This is a genomic window from Rhodococcus sp. BH4 (genome assembly GCF_002079265.1).
In the GTDB taxonomy this organism is placed as follows: Bacteria; Actinomycetota; Actinomycetes; order Mycobacteriales; family Mycobacteriaceae; genus Rhodococcus_F; species Rhodococcus_F qingshengii.
Genome location: NZ_CP014942.1, coordinates 681939 through 704258, shown reverse-complemented (window position 1 = coordinate 704258; position 22320 = coordinate 681939). Strand labels below are relative to the sequence as shown.

The window sequence follows — 22320 nt, the reverse complement described above, 5'->3', positions numbered from 1 at the left end:
AAATGTCGGTAGACCGCGACCGGGTAATCGAGGTGGGGCTGGGCGGATACGGCACACTCGGTGACGACCAACCGATTGCATCCGGCAACGTCTACTTCGCGAACCTCCCACGACCCGCTTATGACCCTGATGCGGCCAAGGGGATCCTGGCACAAGCGGGCTATGGGGACGGACTGAGGCTTCCAGCTCTCGAAGTTTTCGACCTTCCACTAATCACCAATGTGGCGCTCATCGTTCAGCAGCAACTCAAGGACGTCGGTATCCAATTCGATATCAAGCGTGTGTCTCAAGCGACGTTCTATGACACTTCGTGGCTCAAGGCGCCCTTCTGGTCCAACACCTTCGCACGCCGCCCTGCCGACGAAATTCTCAAACTCTGTTTCACCAGCGACGGCAAATGGAACATGTCGAAGCGCAAGGACCCAGAGATCGATGCAGCCATTGAGGCAGCCGCGGAGACAGCCGACCTCGAGCTCCAGAAAAGCAGTACGCCATAGCTCAGCGGCTGATCGCCGAGCGCGATTCCACAGTCATCTCTGTGCAAGCAGCGCGGCTCACCGGCGTGGCGTCGGGAGTGTCAGGCGTGGTCCCGGACCCGCTGCAATTCCTTGACCTGCGGAAAGCGAGCATTTCCCAATGACCCAGATCGACGAGCGGGTGGTAGAACCGATACCGACAGCAGCGCGTCGGCCTCGGAAATCACGCCGCGGCGGACTCGCTTGGACATTCGCCACGAAGGTCATGATCGGGTTGCTCACGATCTGGCTGTCGAGCGTAGTTGTCTTCGCTGCGGTAGAAGTACTGCCCCAGGACCCAGCACTCTCTGCCCTCGGCTTCGAATCAACCCCTGAGCAGCGAGCAGTTTTCCGAGAAGCGAACGGACTGGACGACCCCGCGCTGACTCGATATCTCCGGTGGGCGGGAGGAATTGTCCAAGGCGATTTCGGCACCAGCGTCGTGTCGGGCCGACCCATCTCGGAAGAGCTGGGCCCACGCTTGTACTACACCACCGTGTTGGCATTGGCGTCGGTGACGTTGACTGTCATCATCGGCCTCCCGCTTGCACTCATAGCGGGGCGTCGGCCCGGCAAGGCTTTCGATGCCACCGCGAATCTGATTACGCTCACTCTCCACGCCGTCCCAGAATTCGCGTTCGGCATCGTGCTCGCGTGGCTGTTCGCTTCGAAGTTGGGCATCTTGCCATTGGTGAGCACTGGCGTCGAAAACGGAGAGTTGAGCGCGTACGTGCTCCCGGTTGTAACCCTGGGCGTAATGGGCATCTCGTACGTCTACCGCTTCTCCCGGGTGGGAGTCATCGAGGCTGGACAGGCCCCATTCATCCGGTCCGCCACCCTACGCGGCGTCTCACCATTTCGCGTCACCACTGACCACGTGCTTCCGGTCGCGAGCAGCGCTGTCATCAACGTCGTCGCTCTCAACGCCATCTTTCTGCTCAGTGGAGTGGTGGTCGTGGAAAACGTCTTCTCGTACCCAGGGCTGGGTTCCCTCCTGATAACTGCGGTGGAAAGCAACGACTTACCTGTGATCGAGGCCGTTGCCGTCGTGACCTCGGCACTGCTGGTTGCGATCAATCTGATCGCCGACGCCCTCGTTGTGCTGTTGAACCCACGAACAAGGGGAGCAACCAAATGACCACGAAGACTTCTGTCGAAAGCCGCGGACCGCGGATCCGGGTACCGCGACCCTCCATCGCCGTCGCCATCGGCACATTCCTACTTGTCATCAGCTTGGGCACAGCCTTCCTCGGGCCGCTCTTTCGGCCGTACAATCCCAACGAGTTGGTGGCCAGTCCGCTGCTGAAACCCTCGCGCGCATACCCATTGGGGACGGACGAGATTGGCCGAGACCTGTTTTCGCGGGTCTTGTCCGGCGGACTCGAGGTCCTCCTGGTTGCCCTACTGGCAACTATCGTGGCCTTCGCCTTCGGCGCGGCACTAGGAATGACCTCCGGTTACGTCCAAGGACGATTCGACATCGTTGTCACCAGATCAGTCGACCTCCTCATAGCCCTTCCACCGCTACTACTTGCCATCGTGTTCATTTCGAGTTTCGGAAGTTCGCTGCACGTACTGGTCATCGTCACATCAATGTTCTTCGTTCCGCGCATCATCAGGATCGTTCGCGGAGTCACGGTCCCAGTAGTAGCCAACGATTACGTCAAAGCATCGCGGCTACGCGGGCTCAGTACCGGCCAAATCGTGTGGCGCGATCTCGTACCGAATATCGCCGGCATCCTGGTCGTGGAGTTCGCCGCCCGTCTGGGCAGCGTGATCATGTTCGTAGCAACGCTGAACTTTCTCCGGTCTCGGCGCCCAGCCCCCTTCCTCCAACTGGGGTCTGATGGTGTCGGAAACTCTTCCATTGCTGCGGAGCAATCCGGCAGCCCCCCTTACCGCAACTGCGCTCATCGCCGCGCTCACCGTTGGCGTCAGCCTGCTGGCAGACGAGTTTGCAGGCCGGCTGGCGACGGACCAGTTCGCGAAACGGAGTGCACAATGACTGAATTCCTTCACCTGGCCCCCAGCGAAAACGATCTACCCGTACTCGACATTCGAGGGCTCGAGGTTGAGTACCGCGGACGTGAGGGCGGGGTCACGACCGTCAAGGACTTTGCGCTCACCGCGGCCCGCGGTGTCATCTACGGGATCGTAGGTGAAAGCGGAAGCGGTAAGTCCACAGTAGGTCTCGCCGGAATCGGTTGGGCATCCGCCGAACTCAATAGAACTGCGGGTAGCAGCTCCGTACTCGGTACCGCAATTCTCGACCTTCCGCAGCGCTCCCTTCGAAAACTGTGGGGTCAGCATGTCGGGTATGTGCCCCAAGAAGTCGGCGGAGCGCTACATCCGTCCTTCCGGATTCGGCGGCAATTCCGTGAGAGCATGCGCATCAACCGCGGCGCCGGCAAGGACGAAGCAGACGAACGCGCTGTAGAACTTCTTCGAAGCGCTGGCATTCCTGATCCGCAGGCGGCGTTGAAACGCTATCCTCACGAGTTCTCGGGAGGCCAGCTGCAACGAATCGCCATCGCACTCGCCCTGGCGCCGCGGCCCGACCTACTCGTACTGGACGAACCCACCACCGCGCTTGACGTCACCACGCAGCGGATCGTCGTCGATGCACTACGGAAGCTGGCAACAGAAGAACGCGTCGCCGTTCTGTTCATCAGCCACGACATTGCACTGTTGTGCGAATACGCCGACGAACTTGTCGTGATGTACGCCGGTGAGATCGTCGAACACGGCTCGGTCACAACAGTTCTGAGCCGACCGCGCCACCCCTACACACGCGCACTGGTCGATGCGGTCCCTTCCCCCGGTCGCACCGGACTCCCGGCGAGCATCCCGGGCCTGCCGCCCGGACGCGTAGTAGAAGGGGCGTGTGCGTTCGCGCCGCGCTGCTCGCACGTGACACCGAGGTGTCGTGAGGAGAAACCATCGCTCACTGCAATCTCTGCGAACCACGTGGCCCGATGTTGCAGGGTCTCGGAGCTCACTCTGAGCGCCGCAACGGAACACGCGGAACCCGTGGCACGGGCATCCGGAGACGTCATCCTGACCGCACGTGACATCGTCGTGGAATACGACAGCCACCACTCGTCCGTACGAGCCGTCGACGGAGTGTCTCTGACCCTCCGAAAAGGTAATCTGACTGCTCTCGTCGGCGAAAGCGGTAGCGGCAAGTCATCTCTCGGACATGTCATCGCCGGCCTGAACCGACCGACAAGCGGCTCGATCGAGTTCGACGGCGTCGAACTCCCCGCCGATCCGATGCGCAGAACCAAGCTGCAACGCAGGAGCATCCAACTCGTCTTCCAGGGCACCTCCGGCTCTCTCAACCCTCGCCGCACCGTAGGCGATCACCTCCGGCACGTCGCGGCATGCTTCCTGGAACCCGCACGCCGACAGGCCGCAGTCGAGGAGGTCCTGGAGTCGGTCCAACTCTCGAACCAACTACTCGACCGGTACCCGAGCAAGCTGAGCGGCGGACAAAAACAACGCGTCGCCATCGCCAGCGCCTTCCTCGCCGACCCTACTGTCGTAATCTGCGACGAAATCACTTCTGGGCAGGACGTATCGGTCCAGGCCGCCATCCTGGAAACACTCGCACGCATGCAAACCATCCATGACACCGCAGTACTCCTCATCTCCCACGACCTCGGCGTCGTACGCGCGATCGCAGACGACGTCTATGTGATGCGCAGAGGCTCAGTTGCCGAGCAAGGTCGCACCGATGACCTCTTCACCAACCCACAACACGACTACACCCGCGATCTCCTTGCAGCCGCACCACATTCCCTCGATCCAACAGGGCGGAAACATGCAGTACACACTCACCAACCACCCGCGACGCTGCCACGCATTCACCCGGAAACGATCGCAGGTGACCACCTCCTAGACCCTGCGTTCGACGACCAGGAACACCCCCTCAGAACCATGAGGAACTGACGGTGAAACCCGAACCGTCGCTGATAGTCGAGTTGGAGATCAACGGTGTGATGACGCGAGCGCCGAAAGATCAGACCATCGCAGCTCTCCTGATCGCCCTTGACGTCGACGCCCGGGGCCGCACCCGAGAGGTCACGTCGGGTGGAGCGCTCTGCGGAATCGGGTCGTGTGAGGACTGCATCGTGACAGTCGACGGTGTCGCACGCATTAAGGCATGCCTCATGCCGGTCCGGGAAGGCATGCAGATTTTGACACGCAGAAAAACGCCATGACCGGGATGCTCGGTCCTCGACGTCAAATGCCTCGTCGCGCTAGATCCGTTCCGGCGCTGGCGAAAACAGCCGAAGTTCCTTTCACGCCGAGCACAGAAAACGCCCTGACGAATTTGCATGAAAGCTCGCCCGCGCCTCCGGCTTGAGCGAGATACGAGTTCGCGCCGGCACTCAGCCTCCATTGCCAACGATCCGGAAATCCCCACTCCCAGAATGAAAGAGGATCAACACAATGACACCCCTCAGCGCAGAGCGCACAAGCGCCACACCGAGTCGAGAGGGTCTTGACGCACACGTCATTACGCCGCGCGTTAAACGCCAAGCCTTCAGCCAGGCTGAATACGACGCGCGAGTCCGTAGGGTTCAGGAAGATCTAGTCGCGGCAGATCTCGACGTCCTCCTTGTTCACACGCCGGAAAACATCTGCTACTTGACGGGGTTCGAGACCCCGGGGTACTTCGAGTATCAGGTCTTGGCGGTCCCCGCTTCCGGCGCACCGGCGCTGCTCATCCGAAACACGGAGCGTTTCAGCGTTGACGAAAACACGTGGTTGTCGGTGGCGTACCTCTGGACCGCGGATGTCGACTACTTCGAGGTAACCGCCCGGCTCGTCGAATCGCTCGGGGTGCCGCGTTCAGCCCGCGTCGGTCTCGAGTACCACTCGTGGTTCGTGACAGCGGAGGTAAACGCGGCACTGACGGCCTCGCTAGTGGGTCGTCGACTCGTGGACGGCGGACGCATTGTCGAGCGGAGGCGACTGATCAAGAGCCCTGCCGAACAGGTATACGTCCGAGCAGCGGCGGCGATCGCCGACAGGTCAGTTGCAGCGGCGTCGGCAATTGCCGGAGCCGGCCGCAGCGAGCTCGAGGTCGCCGCCGCTGCGTACCAGGAGCACATGCTCGCGGGAGGTGAGTACCCTGCGCTGCCGCACTTCGTGAAATCCGGGGAGCGCGGCACAATCCAGCACGCCACCGCCAGCGAGAGAATTCTTGAAACGGGCGACTTGCTTCATATGGAGTTGCTCGGTGTGAAGCGCCGCTACCACGCGGGCATCACCCGCACGGTGTACATCGGTCGGGCATCGGCGGCTGTGCGGCAGTCAGCGGCTGTCATTTTCGATATTCAGGATCAGATGTTGAATGACCTCAAGCCTGGAGCCTTGATCAGCGAGGTCACCACACGCTCTCGCGCCCGCATCAATGCCCTTCGCGGAGATGATCTGGGCGACATCAGGATCGCGCTTCACGATGGTGACCCCAACGAGTTCAAGCTCAGCCTCGCTGCTTACCCCGGAACTAATCGCAGGCTCGGCTATTCCATGGGCATCGGCTTTCCCCCCACCGCAGGTGAAGCGCAGATGGCCGACTTTCGTGAAAGCTGCCCTTTGACTCTCGAGTCGGGGATGGTCTTCCACATGACGTCCATCGTCAGCCCGGAGATGGTATTCAGCGACACAGTGCTCATCACCGATGATGGCTGGGAGCGGCTGACCCAGGCACCTCGGAAGTTGATCGAGGCGTAATGCACATCTTCACAGGCACGGCTTACGAACGGGGCGAACAGCACGGCAAGGAACTCGCGGAGGCGATCCGCGATCGCGTAGGTCGGTCACTGTCGCCCGACTTCAACGCGGCGCAGAGAACGCGGATCGCCCAGCCCTGGCTCGAAGCCACCGAAGACCTCGACAACGACCTCGTCCGCGAAATGGCTGGAATCGCAGCCGGTTCGGGCACCACACTTGCAGAAGTGGTGCTGCTCAACAGCTTCGAAGCACTCAAACTGCTCGAACTCGACGACGAGGGCGGATGCACCGCAGTCGGTGTGACGACCAACGGCGACACCGTCATCGGCCAGAACTGGGATGTGATCGCGCAGCACTCGATCGGGGTCGCGGTCCACTGGCACCGAGATCCCGACGCACCGGATGTGGCCGTGCTCGCCTCACCCGGCGGCCTGGGTTGGGCCGGGATGAACGAATACGGACTCGCACTGGTGAACAATGCACTTCGTGGTGGGCCGATCGCGCGGACGGCACCGAGCCAAGCGATCCGCCGTTTCCTCCTCAAACAGACCAGCAGCTCCTCGGCGGTCTCCGCAGCGATGGACATCGAACATCCGGCCCTGCGCAGCTACGTGCTCGCCGATCCCACGGGAGCGCTCGTCGGTCTCGAGGTTCTCCCCGACCAGAGTCCTGTCGTGTGGACCGATACATCTACCGCCTTAGCCCACGCCAATCATGCGATGGCACCGAAAGTCCGTGCCGTCGAAGACCGACAATTGCAGGAGTTGGTGTTCCCGTCCTCGGCGCACCGCGGGACCCGGGCCGCGGCGCTTCTCGCCGATCTGACCGCACAACCCCCGGAGTCGAGTGACCACCAAGTCGGTCTCCGCCAGATTCTGCGCGACCACGATCAACTGCCCCTGTCCATCTGCCGGCACCCCGACCCCAGCGAGGCGACCTACACCGCCGCCTCAGTCGTCCTCAACTGCACAACACGGCAAGCCGAGTTCCACCTCGGCCTCGCATGCGAGCCCTACACCTCCGAAACCGTCGACTTCGACACCTCGTCGAATTCCGTCGCGGGAAGTGAATCGTGGTCACGGAACCAGTGCCTCGTGGACTCGGCAAGCGACTCTGACGCTGGGACGTCCAGCCCGGCAGTGTCTGCACCAGCCAATTCGTGAAACTCGTTGAAGGAGTAATGGATATATGAATATTGAAGAAGCACTCTGTGCGAATGCGGTGGGTTTGCAGTACAAAGATCTCTCTGAGGCCACGGTCGCAAACACGAAGCGCCTGCTGTTCGACACCGTAGGAGGCATGCTCGCGGGGTCCTCACAAGAGGGCGCTGCCGCGCTTGCAAAATGGGCTAACGGACCGCACGGACCGGACGGAGCAACCATTTGTAGCTTCGGCGGAACGGGCAGGTCTGCCGATGTCGCTGTGGCAAACGGCTTGATGGCGCATGCGCTCGACTTCGACGACACCCATGACGCCGCGCAGCTTCACACGGGCGTCGTAGTGATCCCTGCGGTTCTGGCAGCGGCCGAGTCTGCGGGAATCGCCGATGGGAAGAAGTTGATCGAATCGATCGTCTGCGGCGTTGAGGTCATGTCTCGTTTGGGACTTGGTTGCCTGAACAGTCCATTCGAATACGGATGGATCTACACCACGGTGTTGGGTTCGATTGGGGCAGCCGCAGCCGTCGCGAAGTTGCTCGGCGGTGGAGAAGCGGACATCTGGAACGCGATGGGAATCGCGTACTCGGAATCCGCCGGCACCTGCCAGCCGGAGACTGAGGGCGCGCTAGCCAAGCGACTTCAGGCAGGGCTGGCGGCTGGATCTGGTGTCAGGGCTGCGGAGTTCGCTTTGGCCGGACTGACCGGCCCGCGATCGTTCGCCACCGGCAAGTTCGGCCTTGCCTCACTGTACTTCCGCGGGCAGTACGACCCAGCTCGCGTGGTGCAAGGAATCGGGTCTGAATGGCAGGTCGATCAGTTGTCGTACAAGCTCTACCCATGTTGCCGCGTAATCCACGGTGCCATCGACCTAGTTCTCGAAGCGGTTGAAGCAGGAACACTCCGTCCCGAGACGCTTCGCTCGATGCGGGTCGGAACATCCCCCGGAGGGCAGAAGGATCTCGGGGAGCCGCCCGAGCTGAAGCGCCGCCCGAGCTCGTTCATCGATTGCCAATTCAGCCTGCCATGGGTGGTGGCACTTGCAACAGTCAACGGGCGTGGCCTGAAAGTCGAAGACATGGGCCCGTTCCACGAGGCCGACCCTGAGGTGAAGAGGGTTGTGGACCTCATCACCACACACGCTGATCCACGAATCGGAATTACAGAGTCAAATAAGAAAGCCAGTCTTTCGTTCGAGACCCTCGACGGAAAGACTTACGAGTCAATGACAACCGCGTTTTACGGCAGCCCGGGTGCTCCGATAACCGACGAAGAAATGTACTCAAAATTCGAAGATTGCGCGTCGATGGCGAGCACACCGCTCAACCAGGCAGCGATCAAGGCAGTTCACCGGGCGATTATGAACCTGGACGATATCCAAGGCCTAAGTGTCGTCGCTGAAATATTGGCTCCAATGAGCGAAATCGCGCCTCGGAAGTTGATCGAGGCGTAATGCACATCTTCACAGGCACGGCTTACGAACGGGGCGAACAGCACGGCAAGGAACTCGCGGAGGCGATCCGCGATCGCGTAGGTCGGTCACTGTCGCCCGACTTCAACGCGGCGCAGAGAACGCGGATCGCCCAGCCCTGGCTCGAAGCCACCGAAGACCTCGACAACGACCTCGTCCGCGAAATGGCTGGAATCGCAGCCGGTTCGGGCACCACACTTGCAGAAGTGGTGCTGCTCAACAGCTTCGAAGCACTCAAACTGCTCGAACTCGACGACGAGGGCGGATGCACCGCAGTCGGTGTGACGACCAACGGCGACACCGTCATCGGCCAGAACTGGGACGAGATCGCCCAACAGTCGATCGGGCTCGCGGCCCACTGGCACCGAGATCCCGACGCACCGGATGTGGCCGTGCTCGCCTCACCCGGCGGCCTGGGTTGGGCCGGGATGAACGAATACGGACTCGCACTGGTGAATAACGACCTCGTCGGTGGGCCGATCGCCCAGACTGCACCGAGCCAAGCGATCCGCCGATTCCTCCTCAAACAGACCAGCAGCTCCTCGGCGGTCTCCGCAGCAATGGACATCGAACATCCGGCCCTGCGCAGCTACGTGCTCGCCGACCCCACGGGAGCACTCGTCGGCCTCGAGGTCCTCCCCCATCAAACGCCCGCCGTGTGGACCGATACATCTACCGCCTTAGCCCACGCCAATCACGCGATGGCACCGAAAGTCCGTGCCCTCGAAGACAGACAACTGCAAGAAGCGGTGTTCCCGTCCTCGGCCCACCGCGAGGCCCGGGCCGCGGCACTTCTCGCGGAATTGACCGCACAACCCCCGGAGTCGAGTGACCACCAAGTCGGTCTCCGCCAGATTCTGCGCGACCACGATCAACTGCCCCTGTCCATCTGCCGGCACCCCGACCCCACGGAGGCGACCTACACCGCCGCCTCCGTGGTCCTCAACTGCACAACACGGCAAGCCGAGTTCCACCTCGGCCTCGCATGCGAGCCCTACACCTCCGAAACCGTCGACTTCAACACCTACCCGGCGCTTGAAACTGACACCGAACCGAGGGGTCGCCGCACTAATTATTCCACCCGCTGATCGCCGCGTTCTCAACCGAAACCCCGGCATACCTTCGAGATCCTCGATGAGGGAGAGACCTAGGAGGTAAGGATCAGCACATTTCGCGGCATTCCCGCCGATCAATGAGCGATGAAATCACTGAGGAGTCTCCCCTGATGGCCCCCAACGAATTTGACACACTCCGACACGAGATCAACGCGGCGAGCCTTGATCTACTGAAGGCCGAGCCCGCGGAGATCAAATCCATCCGGACGGGCGCTCAGAACAAACGTGCTGGAGCCGGCGCCCAGTACTACGTCACCAACTGGAACACCGCCCACGGCATGCTGCGTGATTGGGCCTGCTTCGGACTGTATCCCTTGCTCCGCCTCGCGGAATCCAATGACACCGACCTCAAGCCATCCCAATTGTTGGAGGTGTGGCAAGCCACGTCATTCAAATATTCGGCGTTTTTGGGCTACAGCGGTTTCGCGACACTTCACGACTTCGAGCGGCGGGCTCATGCCCTCTGCACGGCGCAGCCGGATCGAGACCACATCATCCCGGTACTCCGAGAGCTTGTGCGCTACGCCAACCTCCTTACTGCCTGGTCACATCACTATTTTCCGTGGGGGGACGTTGCCGGCGCGCGATCTTCCGTGGCGGAGACAGCGGACAACCTGTCCGCAGCTGTGTTGGCGCCCAGCAACGCGCCAGCTGCACAGGTCACGCCCGACGTCGAAGGGCCGCGTGTCGAGATCACATGGGAGCAGCTCGACATCCGGGCTGAAGCTGTCTTGGCAGCATCGCTCAATCCCGAACTCGTGGCGGAGTTCGTCAGCGCGCTTCCCTTCACCATTCTGCAGGAGCACGCCATCTCCATTGGCGAATCCATGTACGGCTGGACGCCGCTAGTCAGCACCGCCCCTATCCACTACACCGAGCGGATTTGTGACGCCCCTGTCGGTCGACTTCGGTTCTCCCAGTCGACTGGGCAGAAGTTCGTGATCCAGTACGGCACCACCACCGAAGATCTGAACGCGCCCGTACTCGGCCAAATCCTTCCGGAGCATTGCGCCGGGCTCACCACCGTCGGAGAGTCCGCGTGGCGGAACACGCTCGACCGCAGAGAGGACATCTGGATGACAATCCAGCTCCTTTGAGCGTCCGACCCTTTACCCGCAGAAGGGAATTCGGCTGAGAAGTAGCAGCCTCCAGCCCGTATGCCGCGGCCGAACCCCCGCTCGGAATCGGCGGTGCGGAGATGTAACGGAGCCGCTTTCGGTAGTGAAAGTTCCCCGCAGGCGTTCACCCCTACGCTTCCCGGAATCCGTTACACAAGTGGGTCATTCGGACCGTGTTCCTATCTACGAAGATTGGAGGTGATGGCAATGATGACTCTCAGAGATCAGTTAGACATCTGTCGGTACCTGCTGGCGCGAGCCCGGCTCGCAGGCGACGATGACGCGATCCGGCGATACTCCGAGCATCAACTCACGTTGGTTAAGCAGATAGCTAGCATGAGAACTCACCTTCGACTGGTGTAGGCACCGACAGTCGGGCCGCCCGCCCGCGCGGCCCGACTGTCCCCGAACAAACGCAACACCCATCACTTATCGTCCACTGTCAACCCCGTCCCACAGCACGGACGGGGTTGCTCCGCTTAACGTACTGACACCAAACAACATTCAAAAGCGCCCGAAATCGCCCGCACCGCCCGGGCGCTCGCCCCCAGCACCGAACCCGATCACCCGTCGGCCCCATTGCCCACGCCTAGTTCGCCGGCGCCCCACACGTCCACAACAACCGCCCAGGGACGTGCCATCACCGCGGGTCAACCCTTTAAAGCCCTGACCCCGAGAGCGCCGCCCGATCAACGTGAATGTGAGGACCATCGCTCCCGACGAACGAGGACTGCGAAATCCGGACAACGCGACTCGGCAGGTCCCGCCTCTCCCTACTCGTCCCCGTCAGCTGAGTGTCGTGCGACGAAATCCGCGAACAGCTCGGGGTCTGAGTACGGCATGACTGCCCAGTGCAGGTCTTCGGCAGAGTCGATCAAGGAGTGGTCCTCCGCGTCCTGCTGGCGAGTGTGGTCCTCAATCAGGTGCATCTGCACCACCTGGGCGGCCCGCGGGATGATGTCCGCGATATCGTCGGCGGTGGTACTGAGTGGGCTGGTGATGCTCTCACCATCCCGGTCCACGTAGAAGCCTGCCTGCTTGTCGAGGTTGCGCTGCTTAGCGGTGGCGGTGAAGGTCTCCAGATCCGGGCGCTCGTAGTAATCCATCCGCAGATCCACGCTCCAAAATCCGGCGAGCCCCGAGGCAAATTGCTCAGCCGCTTGCAGCTTCTCCGCGTGAGGTCGCCGGGTTGACCTCAGGCCCAACGGCACGATCACGTCGCCGGCGGGTCTGGGTTCAAACCCGTATAGGCCGAGTGGCGCAGTCCACTCGTGCTCGGCGGCCTCGTACAGCCAGCGCGCCTTGGCGAACTCCTCCATAGCGAGCACGATCAGAGACTGGGCCCGGCCTGGACTGTCGTTGGAAGCGAGTATCGCCGCGTCCTCGACCAGGGAGACGGTGTTTGCCATCAGTTCCTTCCACCACCGCCGTGCGAAGTCGGCCGTGACGGTCTCCGGTTCTTTTGCATTCGTACTCGCCATGATCCAAGTATCGGCGGCGTTTCGTGCGCTCGTTCGTCCCCCCACCTCACGTCAGAGGTGCCCGCGACACCGTCATGGGCGCAAGCGCCCGATCGACACCCGTTCGTAGGCACCGATAAGCCCGAGAGCGCCTCCGTAGTGGTCGTGAGCGCAGCTCACTGGACTGAAGTGCATCGGAGACCTACATCCCGCTTAAGAGGCCGTCAACCCCCGAGCTATTCAGGCAGATGTAGGGAGAGAGCCGCCAGCCATTCCACCGCTCTTTGCCGGTGCTCGTCGCCCTGAGCGCCCTCAGCCTTTGTCAGGGCGATCAAGAGTATTTCCCCCAGAAATAGCTGGCCACGGATAACCTCGATGGGCTCCGGGGCATCTATGCCGGTTAGCCTCTGGCTGATGTAGTCGGCAGCTTCTGCGTGTCCATCCTCCGCTGACGAGACATAAAAGGTCAGAAGCTCGATCGCGTAGCGAATTGCTTGCGTGGCGTTGGGGACCGGTTCTTGCATCTTTCGACGCTAGCCCCGCGTTCCTGAGCTGTGCGGTCGACCAACAACTATGTGGCCGAAATGAAACAACTCCTTCAACTACCGCAGGTAGTGAGCCTGAGATCACGACCGAGCCACGTCAAAAAGCGGAAAGGACCCGTCTTTCCTTGCTGAAACCATTCCAAGATATGGGGCGCCCTATGCCCACCGAAGCCCGTCAGCTTGACGCCGTCCAGAATTCAACTATGACAACGAAACCCTGTGAGCTGCATCTGGAACTCAGAAATCGACCTGACACAACTCGAACAGCTCCTTCAAACATTGGTGTCAACGTCGAATGAGCGAACTGCCCTTGAGGGCATCGACTACTTCGACAATGGTTGGGCCCGCGACCTCCCGAGCTCCACCAACAGGCGACCACGGAGCCCAATCGACTACCTCCGAGTCGTAGCAGTCCAAGACGGCGAATACGTCGGATTCCTCGCTGCCCATCTCCTGAACACAGATGGATTCGTTGACCTTGCATCAGCACTCAACCCTGGGCGCGGGATCGGCCCAAAGCTCCTCGACACATTCTCCGCTCACGCCACCTCAGCCAGGCCGAACGCGACTCCGCCTTATGCCAGACACCGGTGCCGGCCATGAGAACCGAGTCAGGTTCTTCCAGAAATATGGCATGGATTGGTGCGAAGACAAACCGATGTACATGTGCAAACCACTCGTCGAGACGATCGACCTCGAAAATGGTGTGAACTGAAACGCTCTCAACGGAGGCACACCATGCGATAGAGATCGGGACTGCCGAGAGGCCGCGCAACATCACGACGTCATCGTCACCAATACCTCGAAGGACTGATCCGCTTAACCACATTGGAGAGTCGAGGTCAGAGGTTTGTGGTGGATCGCCGCCGACCGATCCCACACACGCACTGCTCTTCCTCGGCTCGGAAACACTCGGGCTGGTGGTAGGGCAGTGCGTACTCTCCCCGGACCCGTTTCACGAAGGCAAATCCCGGGGGATCGTTCACTGCCTGACTTTCCCGGATTTCTTTGTCCGGGAACTGAGCGAACAACTCTTCCATCAGGAACAGGCCCCAACGGGGCTGATACTCGCCCACCTCGTGGAGTGCTTTGTTGAAGCGGTACTCCTTGAAAACATGGATCTTGAATGTCTCGAGCAACCATTCCTCACTTTGCTCGTACACCGAGACCCAACCCACCGGAGATCCGTCACGCGAGACCTTCACCATCATCCCCGGGCGATTGAGCCGTCCGTTCTTCATCGGCGTCGAGGATCCGAACGGGTCGACCTCTACATCGAGTTCGGATCTTGCTGCGCGGTCGCGTTCATCCCAGTCATCGTTCGTCGCATCTGTCATGCAGACCACGATCGCAGAAACGGACGCGCTGGACAGCAGGAAGGCCCCCGTCTCGCGACAGGGGCCTTTCCAGCTAGCGCATGTGGCTCCGCCTAGACCTGCCGGCGCCGTCTCGACCGCCGCCCGCAACACGGGTTCTCAGGGCCGGTCGCCCAGGAAGAGGAACAGGCTCACTGCGAGGATCGCGAGAACGACTGCGACGGCGAGGATCACAGCGGCGATAGGGCTACCTGAAGCGATCGCGACGAGCGTCGATCCTGCGATCGTGATGGCGTGTCCCGAGTTTGCGGGTCTCGAGTTGGCGGGCCGCGAGTTATTTGTATCCACGGGTGGGCCTTTCCTGGAAAGTTTCGCCACGGCATGTGCACGAGGCGTCACTCTTTCTCTTCATCCAGAAGTCATCTACGAGGTCCCGCAGAACGACTTCTTTTATAGGAGCATCTGACCTGGGACGATCCGTAGCCGGATCTGAGTCTTGGTCGGCCGGACTCCAGCCCCTCACTGGCTGACCTGCTCGACACGTGCCGCTTCCCTCTTGAGCTTGCGGCGAACTGTCTCGCCCATCGCGACAGGCTGCCCGCAGTCGTCTGCTGCCATCGCCCAAGTCATCCCACGCTCGCTGGTGCTGAACTTCGCCTGAATAACTTCGAGTTCTGCCGGCGAGAACCTGTCCAACACCATCACGGCGCGGGGATCGGAAACCTGCCACCCCGCTGCGCCGGGTTCGGGAGCCGGAACCAGGTCGCCGTGCTCGACCACACCATCGCTGAGTATCCCGACTTTCTGCCCTGCCAGTTGTGTTTTCCAAACTGGCCGATGGGTTGGTCGGTACACGCGTTTATAGAGCTTACGGATGGTTTTTGTGACCGTGTCGGCTGCCTTCTCCAACCAACTGTCATCAAGCAACGCCGACTTGACTGCGTCGAGCGCTACCTTTGTCAGCCTCTTGATTCCGAGCCAATGCTGTGCGAACGCCTCGACCGTTTCATCGTCTCCGTTCAGAACCGCTTGTCGCGCTGCGAGTGCGACGAGAAGCCCTGTCTCTGCGAGTTCGTGTCCGAAGCCCGCGAGAGTTCGCCAGTTGCCGAACAGAGAACGAATGCTCTCCTGCAAGTCCCCGAGAACATTCCAAGATGGCATGTCGGGGAAAAGCCCGCTGAAGGCGTCGTTGCCGATCAGCGGCCACACGCCGGTGAGCATGGATGCGGCTTGGTTCACCTGGTTGAAGGCGCCGAGGTCGATCCGCGGCAGAACGGTCTCCCAGTTCCCGAGCATGCTCGCCGTATCGAATAGGGGCGGACGCAATGCCAGATCAGATGCGTTCCATCCCAGATTCGCCAAATTCGGCATCAGGTGGTCGGTCAGACCCAGGTTCAGTCCCTCGAACCGATGCCCCACGATTTCCGGCCCGAACGTGAACGCTTCCGGCCTCCGAATCACCGAAGAAACCAGTCCTTGGGAGCCGAAAAGGTCCAACTTGAGCGGACCCACCAGATTCGGCATCTCGAAAAGCTTCGGTTTCGCCAGACCGAGCAGATCCGGTTTGAAGGCCCCGAATACGTGTGGTTGAACCAGACTGTCGAGTCCAGGCCGCACGCTTTGAAGCATCGACTCTCGAATCCCATCGAATGCCGGAGCGATCGCCTCGGTGATGTCGGCCGTCACGGCATCCAGTGCAGGCGACCTGAAAGCATCAGCCGCCCGGGCAGCAGCCTGAGTGATTTGCTCGTTGGCTGCATCCATCTCGGCGGACGAGGCGTAGGTACCCCTCGGCACCGTGAACCGCTTCACGGAATCCCTCGCCGCGTCGATTTCCTCCGCATGCTCATCGGCGAGATCGAGGACCTCCCTCGCCGCGTCGATTTCCTCCGCATGCTCATCGGCGAGATCGAGGACCTCCCTTGCCGCGTCGATCTCTGCTGCATGCTCATCCGCCTTCGCGGATGCCTCCGCGATGCGTGCTCGAAGTTCACGGGCCTGTGCGGGTGTCAGACCTGGGATATCGCTGCTGTTCATGGTGGCTCCTGTGCCGGTTGTAGAAGTTGCTCCTACCTCTAAGCCGTGCAATCGGCGTCAAACGACAATGGTGTGATGCAGTTCACACTTTGGCGGGCCATCTTCCATCAGCCAGACAGGATGCGAGGCTCAATCAATCTTTCTGCGCTCGCGGAGAGGCCGCTGAGCGATAAGAAAATTGGGCATCTTCCTGAGCTTTCTTCATCTCCCGAACCAGTGAAGTAGTCCGATAATCGTGAAGCGCGCCGGATGACTGAGCAACGATGATCAGAGCATGATGAAGCCGCGCAGCTTCGGCGTCAGACAGTCCCTTGGTCTCGATGGTGATCCGATGGACACCGCGGCGCGGCTTCGGAGCGGGGTTCTCGTCAGCCTTCGGCCCATCGGCCAGGTCTGCGAGCTCCCAGAATGCGACGGGATTGGCTTGGCCCTTTTTCCACGGACGAGGACTGTCTTGACCGACAAAAGCGGCGTAGTCCTCGGATGGACGTAACTCGAATCTGAAACGCCGGCCTTCGACTTCTTCCCAGGACAGCAGATCGAAAGCACCGACGACTCGGTTGTGCAGGATCGCGAACACGACGTCTCCGAATTCGTCGAGGGCGGACTCGCTGAGAACCCAATCTCCGCTTGCCGCCTCCATGATTTCGGTTGCATCCGCCGTCGATGCACCCGACCTCCGAATGTTCACCAACACAGCCATATCAAGCCTTTCGCAAGTCGCCAACGTCTTCGCAAGACGTAGAGTAACCAGCGGTGGCCGGATTGACAAGACGTAGGCGTCTTACGAAGACGTAGTGCGCCCGGCGGTGCCGTCAGGTAGCCGGCACAAGATTGGCCAGCTTCACCGGAAACGGATACTTGCCGGGGGCATCCACGCTGGATTCGACAATTGCGGAATGAGCGTCCTCGTCGACGCTAACGATCGTGAACACCGAGACGCCTGCGGTCCCGATTCTCACTTGGTCGCCCTGCTGCACGAAATTCTCCTCTGTCGAGATGCCGATGACTGTCTATCTTCTCAGCTGGTCACCGGCGAAGTTCCCCCTGTTTCATTCCACGACGTCGAGGTGAAGGGGTCCGCGAGATTCGCTGGTATCGCGGCGAATCGGCGTCGACAGGTAGTCCGCGAATTGGGCGTTATGCATTGCCCGCGATGTCGGGTGCCGTGGAGGAGGAACCCCAGTGCGTGTGAGCACTCAGCTGACACGGGGTTGCTCCATCCGCTGCGCTGATTCAGTTTTCCGACGCAGCCCAGAACGCGAGTTCGGGGTCACCACCGACGTATCCTGCGGGGATCGATTCGATCGACCTGGGGGTCAGTGCGCTGATTCCGTTCTCTACCGCAGTCCAGAGCGCGAGGCCGGGGTCACCACCGACACAGCCTCCGGCAATCGCCCCGATCGACATGGGTATCCCGGAGCCCTCCACAAGGGTCGTGGGCCAGAAATCTTCGATCACTGCACGCCTGGCGGGGAGAGGGATCTCCGACGACGGGCGCCGGTCGTGACCGCCCCCGATTTCCACCCAGATCAGCCTCGGAGCCTGTCGGCGACGCCACCGCCGTTCCGCCGGATCGTTGAATCCGCGGATCCAGTGCCGACCTTCAGAATCAGTGATCGGCGTTCCCTCTGCGATAGCGCGCAACTGCGCCGCATTGTCGTAGACGCGTCCCCGGTTGAGCGCTGCGTCGAATTCATTTTCATCACTTGTCATCATCAAACCCCCTGTGAGCCATGAATTTTCACTATACCTGTAGCACATCTTGCCTCGGTCATGCGTCGTCACTCGCGGTTCCGTCTTGCCCGTACTGCATCGACGGACCCCATATGGGACATAGGGGCTATACCGTCGGCCATGTCCTTTTCCCCTTGAATGCCGCGACGGTCGACGCGATTACCCCGTAGTGAACGACAGTGTCGAACGTCGTCGGAGAACTCATCGTGCCCGCCGAGCCCTCGGAGTGCTGCGAGAATCTTCCGCACCGACCAAAAGGTTGACCTGAAGTTTGCGTCCTTCGCGGGCAATGAATGCATAAACCTCGCTGCTCGCTGGTGCCGGTTCGGCCTGAGGGGTGATCTGGATTTCGTCGAGTGCCAGTTGCTTCATGGTTCTTCTCCGTTTCGTGTGGACATGTCAGAACAGGTGGGTGGCGCGGTAATCGTTGGTGCCGGGACATTCCTCGACGGCCGCGGCGGTGAATTCGGTGATCGGGGGTCGCCATCGGGCGCGCTCGGCTTTGCTGATGTGACACCACATCGTGGTGTCTGAAGAGGTCGAGGTCCTCGTCGCCGTCGCGTGCGGTGAACGAGTCCGGGGATTGGTGGGTCAGCGCGGCCAGGGCGAGGAGTTGCTCGAACGAGGGGTAGCGGGTGCCGGCCTCCCATTCGTCGACTGCCGGCTCTTGTGCCCCGCATGCGATGTCGACGCCCACGGCCGTACAGCTCGGCGGCGTCGAGGGCGCGGGTGATCCGGTACGGGGCCAACGCGCCGGTGGCCCACTGTTCGTAGGCCCGGTCATGGGCGGCTCGGCGCTGCGCCGCGACGGCAGCCCACTCGGCTCGTTTCCGCAGACGCGCTGCTGCCCGGTCTCCGGCTGCGCGGAATCTGGAGCGTGCGGGCATGGTGTGCTCGTCGGTCACAGCGCCTGCGGTGTCCCGTCAGCGCGAGCTGCGTTCTCACCGACAGCGTGGCCGGCAGGGGTTCGGAACACGTCTTCCCCGCGAAGTGTGAGAACGGTGATGAGAGCTTCTCGCGGTGTGCAGTCGGGACGCATACGACGCACCTCGATCGCCGCCAACCTTTCCCCGTCGGTGGCCTTGATCTGCGACCTCAGATCCCGCTCGGCATCGGAGAGCTCGCCGACACGGCCGACAACCCGAGGAAGCGGACCAGCACGACCTCGACCTCTGGCAAATGTCGAACACTCAGGCGCATCGTGCTCGTGATTTCCTTCAGTGGGCTACCGCACGCCGACACTTTCGACGCGACCTGCTCCTCGCACCTCGTCCTCGCCACCACGGCTCCGGCACCATCACCGACGACGAACGCTGGACGCACGCTCGCCGGCTACTGCACGACACCAGCATCGACCGCTGCGACCGGTTCGCAGGGCTGCTACTTTTGCTTTTCGCTCAACCATCAAGGCGCATAGTCACACTGCGCACCGATGCCATCACTCAACGCATCGACAACCGCGCCGTCAGCCTTGCGCTTGGAACCGAACCCGTCATCCTCCCCACGTTGATAGGTCAGTTGGCACTCGACCAGTCGTTCGCTGCACCTGCTATCAATGCCGCGACGGTCGACGCGACTATCCCGTAGCGAACGACAGTGTCGAATCTCGTTGGAGAACTCATCGCGCCCGCCGGGTCTGTCCAGAAAACGGTGTAATTGATTGGTTTCTAACTACTTTCGTCCGGCAGACAGCCGTCCGTCGAACGTTATTTCGAAGGCATTCAGTGCTGCCTTCCATCGGTTGGACCAGCGTTGGCGGGCGGTGCCTTTGGGATCGAGGCTCATGATGGCCAGATACACGCATTTCAAGGCCGCGGCCTCGGTCGGAAAGTGTCCACGGGCCTTGACAGCCCTGCGGATTCGAGCGTTGACACTCTCGATGGCGTTGGTCGTGTAAATGACCTGCCGGATGGCGTTGTCGAATTGTAGGAACGGCACGAACTCAGCCCAGGCGTTAGTCCAGAGCCTGATGATCGCGGGATAGCGTTTCTCCCATTTGTCACTGAACTCTGCGAATCGGTCGAGCGCGGCCTGCTCCGACGGAGCCGTGTAGACGGGTTTGAGGTCCTTGGCGATCTCGAACCAGTCCTTGCGGGAGGCATAGGCGTAGGTGTTACGGAGAAGATGGACCACACAAGTCTGCACGATGGTCTGTGGCCACACTTGCTCGATCGAGTCGGGTAGATGCTTGAGACCATCGCACACGACGATCAGAACATCCTGCACACCACGGTTTTTCAGCTCGGACAACACCCGAAGCCAGTACTTCGCTCCCTCCCCGTCGCCGTGCTCACCGACCCACAATCCGAGGATGTCGCGGGTGCCGTCGACAGTCACCCCCATCGCGACGTAGATCGGCCGGTTAGCGACGTTGCCCTCGCGGATCTTGACGTGGATGCAGTCGATGAACAACACCGGGTACACAGGATCCAACGGCCGGTTCTGCCACTCGGCCATGCCTTCCATCACCCGCTCGGTGATCGTCGAGATCGTCTGCTTGGACACATCAGCTCCGTACACCTCGGCCAGGTGTGCAGCGATCTCACCGGTCGTCAAACCCTTGGCCGACAATGAGATCACCATGTCCTCCACGCCCGACAGCCGACGCTGCCGCTTGGCCACGATCTTCGGCTCGAAGGAGGAATCCCGGTCACGGGGCACCTCGAGTTCGACCGGGCCGGCCTCGGTCAACACGTTCTTGGCTCGTCTGCCGTTGCGGGAGTTGCCGCTGCCCCTCCCTGCCGGGTCGCTCTTGCCGTATCCGAGGTGGTCGTCCATCTCGCCTTCGAGCGCGGACTCCACGACTAGCTTGGTCAGCTTCGACAGCAATCCACCATCTCCGGTCAACTGCAGCCCTTCGGCTCGCGCCTGCTCGACCAGCTCTTTGAGCCGCGCATCGCTGATACCCGGCTGAGCCGAGTTCGTCTCTGTCTCACGTTCAATCACGTCAGTCATAGTGGCGTATCTCCTTTCAGAGTTACACCGTTGTTCTTACAGCCCCCGTTTCTGGCACCGGATGATCTCGGGCATCGATTTGCCCTCTGACGTGCGACGTTTCGCGTATTCGCGAGCGGTGTCGCGGTACCTGAGGCGAACGACGACCGCAGTGTGCAGCGCCTGGTTGGCGCGCCTGTCACCACCGCGATGAAGCCGATGCCGGTTCGTCTTCCCCGACGAGGCCGGTATCGGTGCCACCCCGCACAGGTGAGCGAACGAGGCTTCGCTTCGGAGGCGCTCAGGATTGTCGCCCACAGTGATCAACAGGGCAGCCGCGGTGTCCGGTCCGAGCCCGAAGACCCCGGCCGTGCGTGGTGCGGAATCGTTGATCAGTTGTGTCAGTTGCTTTTTCAGATCACGTGCTTCCTTGCGGAGTTCGCCGACGCGACGTGCCAGGGACCGTAATGCGACCATCGTCGCCTCGGCGGGGTCAGCGAGATCGGCGAGGTTGGGGGTGAGCGCCGCGCATGCGTCGAGCAATTTTCCCTGCGAGTGTCCTCGTAGTTGGGTGCGAAGTTGTTCGGGTGCGGTGACGATCATCGACCGGAGGGCGTTGATCGCGGCGGTAGCCGCTTTCACTGCACTGTTTCGTGCGATGCGGAGTGCTCGAATGGATTCGATCACGCCAGTGCCGTATTTGGGTTCGGAAAGTTGGTGGCGGGCGAGGACGGTGCGGGCTGCAGCTTCGGCGTCGATGGGATCGCTTTTGCCGTGATCGTGCCGCAGGCGGCGGTTGGGGCGGGGAACCTCGACTACCGCGGTATCAATGTTGCGGAGGTGTCGGGCGAGGCCGGCGCCGTAGGAGCTAGTGCCTTCGATTCCGACGGCGATGACGTGTCCGAGGTTGTTCATCCACTCAGCAAGTTCGTCGTATCCCGTTCGAGTTGTGGGGAATTGGCGGTCCTCGATGAAGACGCCGTGTTCTGTGACGATTGCCGCGTGGTGGGTGTCGGCGTGAGTATCAACTCCGCAGTAAATGTTCGGGTTTGTCGGCGTTGTGTTCACGTGCGCTGCCTTCCGCTCGAGTGGCGCGTGCGAGGTTCGGACAGGCCAGTAACGGGCCGGCGTGGCGGCAGGCTCCTATGAGGTCACAAACATCGCGTACTC

At 61.3% G+C, this 22320-nt stretch carries 23 protein-coding genes; 11 read left to right on the top strand and 12 right to left on the bottom strand.

All coding sequences use genetic code 11. The features are described from left to right. The 9 genes from A0W34_RS32665 to A0W34_RS32625 all read left to right on the top strand — a co-directional run. The coding region (locus A0W34_RS32665; RefSeq protein ID WP_198035755.1) for an ABC transporter substrate-binding protein at window positions 1-497 on the top strand (497 nt) is incomplete at its 5' end. A 139-nt stretch (window positions 498-636) separates the two neighbouring features. Continuing rightward, entirely contained in the window at window positions 637-1653 is a 1017-nt protein-coding gene (locus A0W34_RS32660; protein WP_081559621.1) for an ABC transporter permease, read from the top strand. After that, a complete protein-coding gene (locus A0W34_RS32655) occupies window positions 1650-4466 on the top strand; it encodes an ABC transporter ATP-binding protein/permease (protein WP_081559620.1) in 2817 nt (938 codons plus the stop codon). Before A0W34_RS32660 ends, A0W34_RS32655 begins: the two co-directional genes overlap by 4 nt. A gap of 2 nt (window positions 4467-4468) precedes the next feature. Further along, window positions 4469-4738: a (2Fe-2S)-binding protein gene (locus tag A0W34_RS32650; protein ID WP_081559619.1), complete on the top strand. Its 270-nt coding sequence runs from the start codon at window positions 4469-4471 to the stop codon at window positions 4736-4738. A 232-nt stretch (window positions 4739-4970) separates the two neighbouring features. Next, a complete protein-coding gene (locus A0W34_RS32645) occupies window positions 4971-6260 on the top strand; it encodes a M24 family metallopeptidase (protein ID WP_081559618.1) in 1290 nt (429 codons plus the stop codon). Continuing rightward, window positions 6260-7423, top strand: a complete 1164-nt coding sequence (locus A0W34_RS32640; RefSeq protein ID WP_081559617.1) for a C45 family autoproteolytic acyltransferase/hydolase — start codon at window positions 6260-6262, stop codon at window positions 7421-7423. Before A0W34_RS32645 ends, A0W34_RS32640 begins: the two co-directional genes overlap by 1 nt. Before the next feature lie 25 nt (window positions 7424-7448). Then, complete coding sequence (locus tag A0W34_RS32635) at window positions 7449-8870, top strand: MmgE/PrpD family protein (protein ID WP_081559616.1); 1422 nt, start codon at window positions 7449-7451, stop codon at window positions 8868-8870. Beyond that, a complete protein-coding gene (locus A0W34_RS32630) occupies window positions 8870-9976 on the top strand; it encodes a C45 family autoproteolytic acyltransferase/hydolase (protein WP_081559615.1) in 1107 nt (368 codons plus the stop codon). The genes A0W34_RS32635 and A0W34_RS32630 overlap by 1 nt, the downstream gene beginning before the upstream one ends. A gap of 137 nt (window positions 9977-10113) precedes the next feature. After that, complete coding sequence (locus A0W34_RS32625) at window positions 10114-11100, top strand: hypothetical protein (RefSeq protein WP_156889005.1); 987 nt, start codon at window positions 10114-10116, stop codon at window positions 11098-11100. Window positions 11101-11894: 794 nt separating this feature from the next. Here A0W34_RS32625 and A0W34_RS32620 read toward each other — a convergent pair. The 9 genes from A0W34_RS32620 to A0W34_RS33020 all read right to left on the bottom strand — a co-directional run bounded on the left by A0W34_RS32620 (window position 11895) and on the right by A0W34_RS33020 (window position 18588). Then, window positions 11895-12602: an AbiV family abortive infection protein gene (locus tag A0W34_RS32620; protein ID WP_081559613.1), complete on the bottom strand. Its 708-nt coding sequence runs from the start codon at window positions 12600-12602 to the stop codon at window positions 11895-11897. Window positions 12603-12817: 215 nt separating this feature from the next. Continuing rightward, window positions 12818-13105, bottom strand: a complete 288-nt coding sequence (locus A0W34_RS32615) for a hypothetical protein (RefSeq protein WP_081559612.1) — start codon at window positions 13103-13105, stop codon at window positions 12818-12820. An 863-nt stretch (window positions 13106-13968) separates the two neighbouring features. Next, window positions 13969-14463: a hypothetical protein gene (locus A0W34_RS32610; protein ID WP_081559611.1), complete on the bottom strand. Its 495-nt coding sequence runs from the start codon at window positions 14461-14463 to the stop codon at window positions 13969-13971. Window positions 14464-14601: 138 nt separating this feature from the next. Further along, window positions 14602-14790 (bottom strand): hypothetical protein, encoded by a 189-nt coding sequence (locus tag A0W34_RS33025; protein WP_156889004.1) that lies wholly within the window; start codon window positions 14788-14790, stop codon window positions 14602-14604. Window positions 14791-14961: 171 nt separating this feature from the next. Continuing rightward, window positions 14962-16479, bottom strand: coding sequence for a hypothetical protein (locus tag A0W34_RS32600; RefSeq protein WP_081559609.1), 1518 nt, complete (start codon window positions 16477-16479; stop codon window positions 14962-14964). 133 nt (window positions 16480-16612) lie between these two features. Then, window positions 16613-17182, bottom strand: coding sequence for a hypothetical protein (locus tag A0W34_RS32595; protein WP_081559608.1), 570 nt, complete (start codon window positions 17180-17182; stop codon window positions 16613-16615). A gap of 112 nt (window positions 17183-17294) precedes the next feature. After that, window positions 17295-17459: a hypothetical protein gene (locus A0W34_RS33315; RefSeq protein WP_198035754.1), complete on the bottom strand. Its 165-nt coding sequence runs from the start codon at window positions 17457-17459 to the stop codon at window positions 17295-17297. A gap of 256 nt (window positions 17460-17715) precedes the next feature. After that, entirely contained in the window at window positions 17716-18198 is a 483-nt protein-coding gene (locus tag A0W34_RS32590; RefSeq protein WP_156889003.1) for a hypothetical protein, read from the bottom strand. Window positions 18199-18417: 219 nt separating this feature from the next. Next, complete coding sequence (locus tag A0W34_RS33020) at window positions 18418-18588, bottom strand: hypothetical protein (RefSeq protein ID WP_156889002.1); 171 nt, start codon at window positions 18586-18588, stop codon at window positions 18418-18420. Window positions 18589-18612: 24 nt separating this feature from the next. Between A0W34_RS33020 and A0W34_RS33015 the strand changes: the two genes are divergently transcribed. Next, the gene (locus A0W34_RS33015; RefSeq protein ID WP_156889001.1) at window positions 18613-18750 is read left to right on the top strand and encodes a hypothetical protein; all 138 of its coding nucleotides are present in this window, start codon (window positions 18613-18615) and stop codon (window positions 18748-18750) included. A gap of 367 nt (window positions 18751-19117) precedes the next feature. On the opposite strand, the gene A0W34_RS33010 is transcribed toward A0W34_RS33015, so the two are convergent. After that, the gene (locus A0W34_RS33010) at window positions 19118-19255 is read right to left on the bottom strand and encodes a hypothetical protein (RefSeq protein ID WP_156889000.1); all 138 of its coding nucleotides are present in this window, start codon (window positions 19253-19255) and stop codon (window positions 19118-19120) included. 140 nt (window positions 19256-19395) lie between these two features. On the opposite strand from A0W34_RS33010, the gene A0W34_RS32585 reads away from it, so the two are divergent. Next, window positions 19396-19803: a hypothetical protein gene (locus A0W34_RS32585; protein ID WP_081559606.1), complete on the top strand. Its 408-nt coding sequence runs from the start codon at window positions 19396-19398 to the stop codon at window positions 19801-19803. An 84-nt stretch (window positions 19804-19887) separates the two neighbouring features. Here the strand turns inward: A0W34_RS32585 and A0W34_RS32580 are convergent, their stop codons facing one another. Both A0W34_RS32580 and A0W34_RS32575 read right to left on the bottom strand, forming a co-directional pair. Then, window positions 19888-21171, bottom strand: coding sequence for an IS256 family transposase (locus tag A0W34_RS32580; protein ID WP_081559605.1), 1284 nt, complete (start codon window positions 21169-21171; stop codon window positions 19888-19890). 36 nt (window positions 21172-21207) lie between these two features. Beyond that, window positions 21208-22218 carry an IS110 family transposase gene (locus A0W34_RS32575; protein ID WP_081559604.1) on the bottom strand — a complete coding sequence of 337 codons (1011 nt, stop codon included), beginning with the start codon at window positions 22216-22218 and terminating at the stop codon, window positions 21208-21210. Window positions 22219-22320 lie beyond the last annotated feature (102 nt).

What these genes read in the sequence shown, in the direction of transcription:
- A0W34_RS32630 (WP_081559615.1), top strand. Translation starts at nt 8,870, where the DNA reads ATGCACATCTTCACAGGCACGGCTTACGAACGGGGCGAACAGCACGGC.
- A0W34_RS32590 (WP_156889003.1), bottom strand. Translation starts at nt 18,198, where the DNA reads ATGATGACAAGTGATGAAAATGAATTCGACGCAGCGCTCAACCGGGGA.
- A0W34_RS32610 (WP_081559611.1), bottom strand. Translation starts at nt 14,463, where the DNA reads ATGACAGATGCGACGAACGATGACTGGGATGAACGCGACCGCGCAGCA.
- A0W34_RS33010 (WP_156889000.1), bottom strand. Translation starts at nt 19,255, where the DNA reads ATGCGTCCCGACTGCACACCGCGAGAAGCTCTCATCACCGTTCTCACA.
- A0W34_RS32655 (WP_081559620.1), top strand. Translation starts at nt 1,650, where the DNA reads ATGACCACGAAGACTTCTGTCGAAAGCCGCGGACCGCGGATCCGGGTA.
- A0W34_RS32640 (WP_081559617.1), top strand. Translation starts at nt 6,260, where the DNA reads ATGCACATCTTCACAGGCACGGCTTACGAACGGGGCGAACAGCACGGC.
- A0W34_RS33020 (WP_156889002.1), bottom strand. Translation starts at nt 18,588, where the DNA reads ATGAAGCAACTGGCACTCGACGAAATCCAGATCACCCCTCAGGCCGAA.
- A0W34_RS32600 (WP_081559609.1), bottom strand. Translation starts at nt 16,479, where the DNA reads ATGAACAGCAGCGATATCCCAGGTCTGACACCCGCACAGGCCCGTGAA.
- A0W34_RS32645 (WP_081559618.1), top strand. Translation starts at nt 4,971, where the DNA reads ATGACACCCCTCAGCGCAGAGCGCACAAGCGCCACACCGAGTCGAGAG.
- A0W34_RS32660 (WP_081559621.1), top strand. Translation starts at nt 637, where the DNA reads ATGACCCAGATCGACGAGCGGGTGGTAGAACCGATACCGACAGCAGCG.
- A0W34_RS32620 (WP_081559613.1), bottom strand. Translation starts at nt 12,602, where the DNA reads ATGGCGAGTACGAATGCAAAAGAACCGGAGACCGTCACGGCCGACTTC.
- A0W34_RS33015 (WP_156889001.1), top strand. Translation starts at nt 18,613, where the DNA reads ATGTCAGAACAGGTGGGTGGCGCGGTAATCGTTGGTGCCGGGACATTC.
- A0W34_RS32625 (WP_156889005.1), top strand. Translation starts at nt 10,114, where the DNA reads ATGGCCCCCAACGAATTTGACACACTCCGACACGAGATCAACGCGGCG.
- A0W34_RS32615 (WP_081559612.1), bottom strand. Translation starts at nt 13,105, where the DNA reads ATGCAAGAACCGGTCCCCAACGCCACGCAAGCAATTCGCTACGCGATC.
- A0W34_RS32580 (WP_081559605.1), bottom strand. Translation starts at nt 21,171, where the DNA reads ATGACTGACGTGATTGAACGTGAGACAGAGACGAACTCGGCTCAGCCG.
- A0W34_RS32585 (WP_081559606.1), top strand. Translation starts at nt 19,396, where the DNA reads ATGTCGAACACTCAGGCGCATCGTGCTCGTGATTTCCTTCAGTGGGCT.
- A0W34_RS32635 (WP_081559616.1), top strand. Translation starts at nt 7,449, where the DNA reads ATGAATATTGAAGAAGCACTCTGTGCGAATGCGGTGGGTTTGCAGTAC.
- A0W34_RS32595 (WP_081559608.1), bottom strand. Translation starts at nt 17,182, where the DNA reads ATGGCTGTGTTGGTGAACATTCGGAGGTCGGGTGCATCGACGGCGGAT.